This is a genomic window from Pseudomonas sp. 5Ae-yellow (genome assembly GCF_014077575.1).
In the GTDB taxonomy this organism is placed as follows: Bacteria; Pseudomonadota; Gammaproteobacteria; order Pseudomonadales; family Pseudomonadaceae; genus Halopseudomonas; species Halopseudomonas neustonica.
The window spans coordinates 1-11,941 of record NZ_JACGWE010000059.1; the positions used below are offsets into that span (position 1 = coordinate 1).

Here is an 11,941-nt window from a genome sequence, read left to right on the forward strand (position 1 = left end):
CTCGGTCAGCCACCTGTTTGACGGCTTCAATTTTAAATTCTTCGGTGTAGCGTGAGTTGCTCATTGGACCTCCTGGGTGCCTCGATTATAAGGCCTGGAGGTGTCTACGAAACTAGGGGCGATTCACTCAGACTTTTTAGCCTATTCTGCCGCTGCGGATACTGCTGCAGTGGTGCCGGTTGCCAATAGGGCGAACAACACAATGTTGAAGGCCACTTTACGCATCACTGTTCTGCTACTCAATCAGAATTTTTTACGCTGGTCAGTTAGGCCTCAAGCGCTGTTTGCTGCTCATATTTCTGTCCCATTCCATATCTCATGCGTACCACAATCATTGATAAATAGGTCAAGAAGAGTAATAGGCCAGGCAGGAAACCGAGGAATAGTTGCTTGTTGAGGTTCAGCAGTATGAAGCTGAACCTAGTCACTGCTATTCCTGTCGTCTGGGATTTTTTATTACAACTTCTCGACTGTTTCTATACAAATTCATATAAAACACTTAATTATTTCATCGCTGCCTTTTATTTGGCTATCAGCAAGGGCCGCCCTTCACCCTATAGGGGCTTTGGTGCGGCACCTGGCGCCTCATGATGGAAGGCGCTTGTACCTCAGCTCATAATCGCTGCCGTCTTCGACGAGCGGGGTAATTACTTTGGAAAACTTGTTCATTAGACACCTCTCTTTTGGGAGTGCTATTTAGCTTGACGGTTTGAACCTGACGACAAGCTGTGAGGTACTTACTATTGTGTAATGCCTAGGCGGCATGGCTACCTTTTCCATGGGGTTGATAGCCATGAACCCAGTTTAACGTTGTTTGATCGACGTGATGATTGAGTTCATCCCTTCTGAGGTGAATTCAAACTCGATCTCGTCGCCTTCCTTGAGGCCTTGAAGCTGCTCAGACGTTGCCTTGAAATCCATGGTCATAGGAGGCCATTCAAGCTCTGGTACGGCCCCGTGGGCGATGGTGACAGAACCTCCATTCTGTTTGATCTTGCGCACGGTACCTGTTGCCTTCGCGCTCTGCGTAGAGGTATGCGTTTGCTCCATCTGCATATTGTCCATGGGCATGCTGTGTTTCATTTCCATGCCTTTCATTTCTTCAGCGAAGGCTGCCGGCGTCAGTGCCAGAGTAAGAACTAGTGCCAGTTTGGTTTTCATAATGAATCTCCAGTTTGTGGTTTGGTTTGCTTAATGGACCGGCGTCTCATCAGCAGATAAGCTGCCGGTAGTACAAATAGGGACAGAAGCGGTGCGGTAATCATGCCGCCGACCATTGGCGCTGCGATGCGGCTCATGATTTCACTACCGGTACCGCTGCCAAGCAGGATTGGTAGCAAGCCCGCGATGATGACTGCTACGGTCATCGCCTTGGGCCTCACGCGTTGTACGGCGCCCTCGCGAATCGCTTCCAGGAGTGCCGGTCTGTCCGCACGTCCTGCATTCACGCGCTCGCTCCAGGCATTAGTCAGGTATAGGAGCATGATGACGCCGAATTCGGCCGACACTCCTGCCAGCGCAATGAATCCGACGCCAGTTGCTACCGACAGGTTGTAGTCAAGCAGGTAAAGGAACCAGACACCGCCAGTCAGAGCGAATGGAAGCGTCGCCATTATCAGCAAAGCTTCGCTGAACCTGTTGAAAATGAGGTACAGCAACACAAAAATGATTAGTAGCGTAGCTGGTACAACCATCTTCAGTTTGGCATTGGCGCGCTCCATGAACTCGAACTGTCCGGAATAACTAATGCTCATGCCTGATTCCAAGGACACTTCGCTGTCGATTCTGGTACGCAGGTCGTTCACCACCGCAGCCATGTCGCGATCGCGCACGTCTATATAGACCCATCCGGTGAGTCGAGCATTTTCGCTCTTGAGCATTGGTGGGCCATCCGTGACTTTGATTTGAGCCACCGTTCCCAAAGTGATTTGACTTCCCTCGGGAGTGTAGATCGGCAGATTGCGCAAGTCGGTCAATGAATCACGCCATTCGCGCGGGTAGCGCAAACTGATGGGGTAACGAGCGAGCCCCTCTACGGTTTCGCCAATGGTGGCGCCTCCGACTGCACCGGCCACAATGGACTGCACCTCAGAAATATTCAGCCCGTAACGTGCAGCCGTACTGCGGTCAATGTCGACGTCGATATAGCGCCCACCGGTTAGTCTCTCGGCCACAGCCGAACTTACGCCGGGAACCGTCTTGGCTATGCGCTCGATCGCTTGGCTGGTCTTGTCAATTTGTACCAGGTCCGAGCCGTAAACCTTGACCCCGATCGGACTCTTGATGCCGGTGGCCAGCATATCGATACGATTGCGGATAGGCGGTATCCACAGGTTGGCCAGTCCAGGGACCTGTACCGCATTATCGAGTTCCTTTACCAGCTTTTCAGGCGTCATTCCCGGGCGCCATTGGTCCCGGGGCTTGAACTGGATAGTTGTTTCGAACATGGTCAGCGGTGCCGGATCGGTCGCTGTGTCGGCACGACCCGCCTTGCCGAAAACGCGTTTTACTTCAGGCACGCTTTTAATCATGCGGTCGGTCTGCTGCAGAAGTTCCGATGCTTTTTGAACAGACAGACCGGGTAACGCCGTTGGCATGTACAACAGGTCACCTTCATCTAGTGGCGGCAGGAACTCTCCACCCAGTCGGGAGATAGGCCAGAGTGCCGTCAGAAAAATTACGAATGCGATCACGACGGTGGTTTTGGGCCAGCGAAGTACTGCTTCGAGAGCCGGTTGATATATCCAAATCAGCCCACGATTGATTGGATTGCGATGCTCGTCGGGGATCTTTCCGCGGATCCAATAGCCCATTAGTACCGGAACCAAGGTGACCGACAGCCCTGCGGCTGCAGCCATGGCATAGGTCTTGGTGAAGGCTAGTGGGCCGAACAACCGACCCTCTTGAGCTTCCAGGGTGAAAACCGGAATAAACGACAAGGTGATGATAAGCAGACTGAAGAACAGCGCTGGACCGACTTCGATCGCTGCATTGGTGATGACTTTCCAGTGCTCGGCGCCTTCAAGCTTCTTGTTCAGGTTTTTCTTGTGCCACGCTTCTATGTGTTTATGGGCATTCTCGATCATCACAATCGCAGCATCGACCATGGCCCCGATTGCGATCGCAATTCCCCCCAGGGACATGATGTTGGCGTTGACCCCTTGCCGCTGCATGATGATGAATGCGATCAGGATACCCACTGGCAAAGAGACAATTGCTACCAGCGATGAACGCAGGTGCCAGAGGAACAGCGCGCACACCAGCGCAACGACAATAAACTCTTCCAGAAGCTTGAAGCTGAGGTTGGAAACGGCGCTATCAATCAGCTTGCTGCGGTCATAGGTAGTGACTACCTCAACTCCATCAGGCAGGCTCTTTTTCAGATCTTCAAGCTTGGACCGCACTGCGGTGATGGTTTCGCGAGCATTTTTTCCGCTGCGTAATATCACTACGCCACCGACTACCTCGCCTTCGCCGTCCAGTTCGGCAATCCCCCGACGCATCTCCGGGCCCAGCTGAATATTCGCGACATCGCCAAGTGTTATCGGTGTGCCGGTAGCGCTCAAGCCCAGCGGAATGGTACGAAAATCCTTCAGTGACGAGAGATAGCCCGAGGCGCGAACCATGAATTCGGTTTCGGCGAGCTCCAACACGCTTCCGCCCGTCTCTTGGTTGGCCTCTTCAACCGCTTGCCTGATCTGCTGCTGAGTTATTTGTTGATTGGCCATCCGTAGCGGATCCAGCACCACCTGGTACTGCTTGACCATGCCGCCGATTGGCGCGACCTCTGCAACATTTGGGAGGGTTTTTAGCTCGTACCGCAGGAACCAATCCTGCAGCGACCGCAATTGAGCAAGGTCGTGTTGGCCGGTGCGATCCACCAGAGCATACTGATAGATCCAGCCCACCCCGGTGGCGTCAGGGCCCAACGCTGGCGCAGCGCCTTCGGGAAGTCGGCTCTGCACCTGGCTGAGGTACTCGAGCACCCGCGAGCGCGCCCAATACAGGTCCGTGCCGTCCTCGAACAGAACATAAACATAGCTGTCGCCGAAAAATGAATAACCGCGCACTGTCTTTGCTCCGGGAACCGAGAGCATGGTAGTCGCCAGCGGGTAGGTCACCTGATTTTCAACAATCTGCGGGGCCTGTCCGGCATAGGGTGTGCGGATGATGACCTGAACGTCGGACAGGTCAGGCAGCGCATCAACGGCGGTGTTCTGGATCGACCATATACCCCAGGCAACCGAAAATAGCGTCGCCAGCAATACCAGAAATCGGTTGGCGACGGACCATCTAATGATGTTGGCAATCATGGCTGGTCTCCGAGCTGCTCGATCCGCTCGATAACAAGGCCTTCATCGCTTTCGCTTACACCTACCCGTACCCGGTTACCTTCTTTAAGTCCTTTCAGCAGCACCGGGTCTGCGATCGGAAATGCCATCGTCATGCCCGGCATGTTCAATGTCTTGAATGGACCGTGAGACAAATTGACCTTGTCATCTTCTATGCCCACGATGGTGCCCTCGGCCTCGTGCAATGTGGGCGCGGTGTTTACTGGCGATTGCTCTGGTTTGGTGGTCAGTCCGCGCAGACTGGCTTCGGAATCGAGCAGGAACTGCCCGGACGCAACCACGCGCTGGCCTTCGTCAAGTCCCGACAACACTTCTGACTTGAAATCGGTTTCGCGGCCGACCCTGACTTCTACGGGCCTGAACCTGCCTTCATCCTCGGAGAGCATAACAAGCGTGCGCCGACCTGTTCTGATTAGTGCTTCAGTGGGTACCACCAGGGCTACCTCTTCATCACGGCTCAAGGTCACGTCTGCGGTCATGCCGGGGCGCAGGAGTTGATCGGGGTTGGGTAGCACGACTCGAACCCGAACGGTTCGGCTTTCCAGGTTGGCTTGGGGTAAGATCGCCTCAATCACCGCGCCCAAGATTTCGCCCGGGTAGGCAGGCAGTATGGCCTCGACCTTTTGCCCGACCTTCAGGTTGCTCACCTGCGCTTCTGGGACGGCAACGTCCAGCCAGACTTTTTCCAGGCCGTTGATGCGGGCAAGGGACGCGCCAGCAGGTAGAGTCATACCCTCACGGACATCAAGTGAGCGAAGTACACCGCTGATAGGGCTGGTAATGGTCCAGTTTGAGCTGGCCTTGCCGCTGCGTTCCAGCGCTGTAATGTGCTCGTCCGGCATGCCGGCAAGACGCAGGCGGTTACGAGCTGCAGCCAGCAACTGAGGCTCACCCATTCCACGCAATGCTAGATATTCCTCCTGTGCAGCCGACCATTCGGGAAAGAAAAGGTCGGCCAGCGGCGCATTTTCTGGTATCACGTCTTCCGGGGCCAGATCGTAAACTTTCTCGACAAATCCGGCGCTGCGTGTCTGCACAATGGCTACGTCACGTTCATCGTAGCCCAGCGTGCCTGACGCTTTGACGGTCTGGCTTATTGCTTCCCGGGTAACCGGTGTGACCCGCATTCCTAAATTCTGCGTCACTGAAGGGTCGATGAGCATGGAAGCACTTCCTGCCCCTTCTTCGGCATAACGAGGCACTAAGTCCATGTCCATGAACGGCGATGGGCCAGGCGCGTCAAAACGTTGCTGCGGATACATGGGATCGTACCAATACAGCACTTCTTTCTCGCTTTGATCGGCGGACTGAGCCTGGGCACTACTTGCGAACACGGTGATGCTTGTCACTGCAACGCTGGTTAAAAACATGGGTAGGCCGATCAGCAGAGCTAGCCGTTTGATTCGAAATGTCATGGCTGAGTGTCTCCTAAGGAAAAATGTAAGCGGGCGTTAGTCAGCGAACGGTTACTGGCTAGATCGACAAGGCGCAGACGCATCTCTAACAGCTCCTCGCGTGCTGTGATCACGGCAGTTAGTTCACCTTTGCCTGAGCGGTAGTCGGCCATGGTCAGACGAACTTTTTCATCAGCTAGAGGCAACAGTGTCTCCTTGGTGCGATCTAGTGCCCGTTCCAGACGTCGGAGTTCAGCCAGGTCTGCTGACAGCTCCTGCCGGAGCTGTCGCAGCCGGTCCTGCCGCTCGGCTTCCAGCCCTTCCAATCGCGCGCGTTCAGCGCTTATCTTCGGATCTTGTCTGGATCCTGCGAAAACTGGCAGGTCGAAGCTGAGGTTGAGGCTGATCATGTCGCCAAAGCCGCGTCCTCTCTTCTGATAATCCACGCCCCAGGCCCAGTCCGACGTTTTTTCCGAAACGGCTTGTGCAATCTGGGCTTCGGCTCGACTTGTCATCGGGTCAAATTCCAGTAACTCAGGGTGGTGTGTGAAGTTATTAAGGTAAAGCTCAGGGCTGCTTGTCCATTCCGGCCAGCTGCCCTGCAGTGGCTGGGTTGCAGCCTCGCCGATCCATCGTCGGAGCTCCGCCCGGGCAACCGCTTTACTCCGGATCAAGACATCTTCCTGTTCAGCTAAGTACGCGGCTTCCTGTTTGGGTAATACGCTATCGCTCGACAGTCCACGAGCGCCGGCAATGTTTGCCTTGATCGCCTGAGCAAAAAGACGATTCTCGGTGTAGAGCTGGTCAAAAATGATCAGCTTGCGCTCGGCTGCCAGGGTTGTAATCCAGGCCTCGGCTGTCATCTGGCGGACCTTGATTCGCTCGACCCTTCGCTGTACCCGGGCCAATGCCACGGTGGCTTCGGCGGTTTCCACTCGTGCACGGCGTTTGGCGCGGTTAGGGACCTCTTGCATAACGCCGACCATCTGCATCGTCATCGCCTCTGCGCCCAATTGCAGTCTGGACTGACCTTCAATAGGGAGGTTCTGGACTCCAAGCTTCAGCCTGGGGTCCGGCAGCTCGCCCGCTGGCGTGACGAGGTTTTGGGCAGCTTGCAGGTTCGCGCTGCGCGCCCCTAGGGAAGGGGCTCCTTGCTCCGCTAGAGTGATCGCCTCCTCGAGCGTAAGTGCTGCTGATATGCCGGGAACTGCAGCCAAGCCAATAAACATGGCAGTGGCACATATGCGCACGCCGTGAATTCGGTGATTCATGTCTTCGATTCCGTTGATGTTCTAGCGCATGCCATAGGCATACCTTCACCGCCTGCTCCAGTCGATCAGGCGAAACTAGGGGGCAAAAACATCAGCTGCGAGGGGGGTGCCAGATAATATCAGGCGTGCGAGCCGGTACTCGAACAGGAAGGAGGGTGGGGTGGCGAGGGGGGAGCGCCAGCGAAACGGTTTTGTTGACCGCAAGTTGGAGTAAGCTGCTGGTTTTACATTCTTGCCCGTTTTCGCAGGCTGACTTGAGCGCGTCTGGATCACAACATTCATGCGCAGAAGCGTCCAACGCCGAAGTGTCGTCGTTGGACGCAATGGCCGAAAGGCTCATGGTATGACGAGTGTCAAGCGTCATGGTTTGCGCCGTCCCGCTGATAGGAAGCGCAAGAATCATAAGCAGAACGATAAATACATTTCGGCACGTCATAGTAGGCTTAAGATATTGGAAAGTTAAACGGATGCAGCCGGTTATGTCCTTTCCTCTCCTCCCTCGGGATAATGCAAGTAATGATATCAGAGCTCGCTGACACAAAACTGAGCTGAAGATTACATTTGCGTCAGTTTCAAGCTTCCGGTCTGTGAATGCTGCCCCAGAGCTATTCAATGAACATGCTGTTCGTCGTTTTCATGCATGTGTGTTTTCGGAGCTAGTTCAGGCTTGCCCTGCTCTACCTTTGAATCGCCCGCATGATGATCTGTATCTGTTGCCTCACCAGCATGATGGTTCGGCATGCTGCCAGCTTGAGGCATGCCAGAAGCGTGATGATCCGAATTACTTGATGGAGCAGCTGAATGGTGCCCACCAGGACTATTACCTTGCCCTTCATCCTTATGCATAGCAGTTTCACCGCCACCATGTTGATGGCCGCTGCTAGATGCAACAAGGGTTTGGTATTGGGTTTGATCCATTTCTGGCAGTTGCTCTAAAAACGCGACCATGCCCCATATATATGGATCGGCCATACTTTTACCCCAAGCAGGCATGCCAGTGGCTTTTATCCCGTGCTTGATAACCCAAAATGCCGCTGCGGGACCCTCTTCGATACTTTTTTCAGCGAGATTGGGAGGCGCGGGATACAAGGCTTTGCTGAGCTCCGTGTCAGCCATGCCAGGAGCCAAGTGACAGCCAACACACATAGAGTTGTAGTTGCCGGCACCAGCCTTAATCATTGCGGGATCATTGAGGTTAGGTACTTCGATAGCGTTGCTGCGGACCTCGATGGAACGGTCACGAGCCATGGCTAAAAACGAGTGAACAACTTTAAAGTGAGGGTCGTCAGCGCCTACATTTACGATGCCAAAATAGACAACAGCAGAGATGACGAAACCAGCAGCAACAGTGGCTGCGACGAGCGCTTTAATTGTGTTTTTCATATATTTCTCTTAAAACCACATCCGGATACCCGCAACGAAGCGAGCCTCATCAATATCAGCACCTTCAGCTCGGGCGTAATCTGACGTATTACCGTAAGAGCGATTCCACGACACGCCGATGTAGGGTGCAAACTGGCGAACGATTTCATAGCGCATACGCACGCCCAATTCAATGTTAGACAGCCCGGAGCCAACCCCTCGTTCAGGATCATTTTTGCCGTAGAAGTTCGCTTCCGCAGTCGGCTGTAATATCAAACGATTAGTTAACAATATGTCGTAGTCGCCTTCGAGCCTGGCAGCTGACTGCCCACCTTCGCCAATATATGCCGTTGCTTCAGCTTCAAAAGCATAGAGAGCCATGCCTTGAATTCCCAATGCGGCCCAGGTTTGCGGAGAACTCGGTTTAAAGTCTTGTCGAACACCCGCGACGACGTCCCACCATGGGCCTATGGAGTGCCCAAACAACGCCTGTATTTCGGCCTCTTCAGTCACGCCATTGGTGCGTTCCCCTTCCGAACGAAGCCAAAGACGATTTATATCTCCGCCAATCCAGCCTGAGGCATCCCATGACAAGGTACTGCCGTCATTTGCGTCTTGATATTCAAGCTGGTCAAGCAGGAAAAAACTATTGATCCCGCTTTCGTGCATATTACTGTGATCTGGTAGCCCTGAAAAAGCTGCCTCTCGGTCAGCATCAGTTAGTTCAGGGATTGGTGTCCTGCTGGTAGTGATCGGGTCGGCGGCTTGGGTATGGTTCATTTGGCTATGATCCATAATGCCGGTTTCAGGACCCTCGGGCATGGAACCCATTTTGCTGTGATCCATAGTGGGCATAGAATCATGTCCCATAGCGGCATGATCCATGGTCGAGTGGTCCATGGGCTCAGCAGCATAAGCCTTCACGCCATACGGGGCAGTCATGGACACCGCAAGAGCGATGACTGTAGCGGATGAGTATTTAGTGATCATGTTTAGCCTCCGCCTTACTGTCGTCGGCGTTTATATCAGCACCCATCATGTCATGCTCCATCGAACCGTGATCCATTCCGTCGTGGTTTATCGCTTCGAGCTCTATTGATTCGCCCTGCTGCAGATGGCTTTCCGCCAATGTCGGGTTGGCACTCGTTGATTGATGCGTTTTCGCCTCAGCTCTCGACTCGTCAGCAAATGCCAAAGGCACAGCGAATAGTGTGCTTAACCCGAAGGAAAGGGCGAAACCAATTAGAGCTTTACGTTGTATGGGTAGGTTCATCTGTTTAGTCCTCTACTCTTCGACACGCACTTCGCGGAACATGCCCATGTCCATATGTAGCAACAAATGGCAGTGATAAGCCCATCGACCTAGCGCATCTGCGGTAACGCGGTAGCTGCGTTTAGTCCCAGGCGGCATGTCAATCGTGTGTTTGCGGACTTTGAAGTTGCCGTTCTCATCTTCCAGATCGCTCCACATGCCGTGAAGATGGATGGGGTGCGTCATCATGGTGTCGTTTACCAAAATGATTCTTACGCGCTCGCCATATTTCAGGCGCACAGGTTCTGCATCTGCAAACGGAACACCGTCAAAAGACCACGAAAATTTTTCCATATGTCCGGTAAGGTGCAACTCAATCGTGCGACTTGGCTTCCGGCCGTCGGGGTCTTCAAACGTGCTCTTAAGGTCAGCGTAAGTGAGTACTCTACGTCCATTTTCGCGCAAGCCAATGCCAGGATCGTCCAACTTAGGCGTGGGCATCATGGTTTGCATGTCGACCAGCGGGTTACCTTCCTCTGATGCGGGATGAGTCTGCATGCTGGCACCCATACCAGACATCGCAGAATGATCCATGCCTGCCATTTTGCTGTGATCCATTGTGCCCATGTCACCTTGCATGCTGCTGTGGTCCATACCACTCATGCCCGACATACCCCCATGGTCCATACCCATATCACTCATGGAAATCAAAGGCCGAGGATCTGTTTCGGGTACCGGAGCACTTAAGCCTTCGCGGATTGCTAAGGTGCCTCGCGCATAACCTGTGCGATCCATGGATTGTGCAAAAATGGTGTACGCCTCTTGATCTGAAACTTCGACTATTACGTCATACGTTTCAGCAACTGCAACACGTAACTCGTCGACGCTAACCGGATGAACGTGCTGCCCGTCGGAAGCAACGACAGTCATTTTTAGGCCAGGAATACGCACGTCGAAATAGCTCATTGCAGAGCCATTAATAAAGCGCAAACGAATTTTTTCACCTGGTTTGAAAAGCCCGGTCCAATTGCCATTGGGAGCGTGACCATTCATCAAATAGGTGTAAGTAAACGCACTGACGTCAGCAAGATCGGTAGGGCTCATCTTCATCTCAGCCCACATCTTTCGGTCTGCAAGCGTGGCAGACAAACCTTTCTCACCGACGTCATCGACGAAGTCACCGACGGTACGTTTGTGATAGTTGTAGTAATCGGACTGCTTCTTCAGCTTACTGAGAACTCTATCCGGATCTTCATCTGTCCAATCGCTGAGCATCACTACATAATCGCGATCATAGGCAAAGGGCTCAGGCTCAATGGCATCAATGATCAATGGGCCGTACACGCCAACCTGTTCCTGTAGTCCGGAATGGCTGTGATACCAATAGGTGCCGTTCTGATTGAGTTTAAACGTGTATTCGTATATGCCGTCGGGCGCTATGCCAGCAAAGCTTAGGCCGGGCACGCCATCCATATTTGCCGGCAAAATAATGCCGTGCCAATGAATCGACGTGTCTTCTTTGAGGCGATTTCGCACCCTTAAAGTGACGGTGTCGCCCTCGCGCCAACGCAAGATAGGCCCCGGCATAGAACCGTTGATAGTTTTAGCCAGCCTCGTTTTACCAGTGATGTTGACGGGTGTTTCGCCAATCACCAGATCAAACTGCGAGCCGGCCAGTACGTTCGGTTGGCCGGGACTAGTAAGAGCCCAAACCGGGGTACGCCACAAACCTAGGCCTCCGACAATACCAGCGGCGGTCAAGCCTTTAACGAAGGTTCGTCTTGAGGTTTTATAATGCATTCTGATAAGCCCCTTAAGCTTAGTAATCCGAGATTGAAATTTTAAAACCAGGTTGAATCAATCCGATCCGAGCGCATGAGTTTGATGCTATGGTTTGCGATCGCAAATTAATACTACGACCCTCATACCTACAAATTGCCACATTTCAACCTGTTGCTTGATTACATTTATGTCAGGTTGGCTGATAAATGTTGTACGAATATTTCTCTTGCTTGGTGCCTACTTATAGGCTTGCATCGCAGCTTTGTTCGCCGCATGCGCGCGATCAAAAATTCGGTCAGACCCGCCTTCTGCCATTGCCAATGAAGATACGCTGACAGCAGCAATTACTAGCAATACTTTGATCATTTTCATTTCAAACCACCTTTTAATAAATAATCCTAGGCGGTTGCAGGAGCTGAGTGCAACACGGTTATTGAATTGACGCAGGAGCATCATATTGCATAGCCAAGGCTTTCTGCATCACTTCGCTCATGACTTCGATAGGACATTTGAAATCGAAGCGCTTAC

General features: G+C 53.1%; 10 protein-coding genes. 1 reads left to right on the top strand and 9 read right to left on the bottom strand.

Features of this window, described 5'->3' with window-relative positions:
* The first annotated feature begins 408 nt into the window (after positions 1–408).
* The gene (locus H4J77_RS18155) at positions 409–591 is read left to right on the top strand and encodes a hypothetical protein (RefSeq protein ID WP_182249850.1); all 183 of its coding nucleotides are present in this window, start codon (positions 409–411) and stop codon (positions 589–591) included.
* Between the two features lie 213 nt (positions 592–804).
* Here H4J77_RS18155 and H4J77_RS18160 read toward each other — a convergent pair whose 3' ends face one another.
* From H4J77_RS18160 to H4J77_RS20015, 9 genes are all read right to left on the bottom strand, one after another.
* The gene (locus H4J77_RS18160; RefSeq protein WP_123891413.1) at positions 805–1,161 is read right to left on the bottom strand and encodes a copper-binding protein; all 357 of its coding nucleotides are present in this window, start codon (positions 1,159–1,161) and stop codon (positions 805–807) included.
* Positions 1,158–4,313, bottom strand: a complete 3,156-nt coding sequence (locus H4J77_RS18165) for an efflux RND transporter permease subunit (RefSeq protein WP_123891412.1) — start codon at positions 4,311–4,313, stop codon at positions 1,158–1,160. Before H4J77_RS18165 ends, H4J77_RS18160 begins: the two co-directional genes overlap by 4 nt.
* Positions 4,310–5,767, bottom strand: coding sequence for an efflux RND transporter periplasmic adaptor subunit (locus tag H4J77_RS18170; protein WP_123891411.1), 1,458 nt, complete (start codon positions 5,765–5,767; stop codon positions 4,310–4,312). Before H4J77_RS18170 ends, H4J77_RS18165 begins: the two co-directional genes overlap by 4 nt.
* Positions 5,764–7,017, bottom strand: a complete 1,254-nt coding sequence (locus tag H4J77_RS18175; RefSeq protein WP_123891410.1) for a TolC family protein — start codon at positions 7,015–7,017, stop codon at positions 5,764–5,766. Before H4J77_RS18175 ends, H4J77_RS18170 begins: the two co-directional genes overlap by 4 nt.
* Before the next feature lie 609 nt (positions 7,018–7,626).
* Positions 7,627–8,400, bottom strand: coding sequence for a cytochrome c (locus H4J77_RS18180; protein ID WP_123891409.1), 774 nt, complete (start codon positions 8,398–8,400; stop codon positions 7,627–7,629).
* Positions 8,401–8,409: 9 nt separating this feature from the next.
* Complete coding sequence (locus H4J77_RS18185) at positions 8,410–9,369, bottom strand: copper resistance protein B (RefSeq protein WP_123891408.1); 960 nt, start codon at positions 9,367–9,369, stop codon at positions 8,410–8,412.
* The gene (locus H4J77_RS18190; RefSeq protein ID WP_123891407.1) at positions 9,359–9,652 is read right to left on the bottom strand and encodes a hypothetical protein; all 294 of its coding nucleotides are present in this window, start codon (positions 9,650–9,652) and stop codon (positions 9,359–9,361) included. The genes H4J77_RS18185 and H4J77_RS18190 overlap by 11 nt, the downstream gene beginning before the upstream one ends.
* A 12-nt stretch (positions 9,653–9,664) precedes the next feature.
* Positions 9,665–11,431: a copper resistance system multicopper oxidase gene (locus H4J77_RS18195; protein ID WP_123891406.1), complete on the bottom strand. Its 1,767-nt coding sequence runs from the start codon at positions 11,429–11,431 to the stop codon at positions 9,665–9,667.
* 219 nt (positions 11,432–11,650) lie between these two features.
* Positions 11,651–11,785 carry a co-regulatory protein PtrA N-terminal domain-containing protein gene (locus tag H4J77_RS20015; RefSeq protein WP_259364920.1) on the bottom strand — a complete coding sequence of 45 codons (135 nt, stop codon included), beginning with the start codon at positions 11,783–11,785 and terminating at the stop codon, positions 11,651–11,653.
* Between the last annotated feature and the right edge of the window lie 156 nt (positions 11,786–11,941).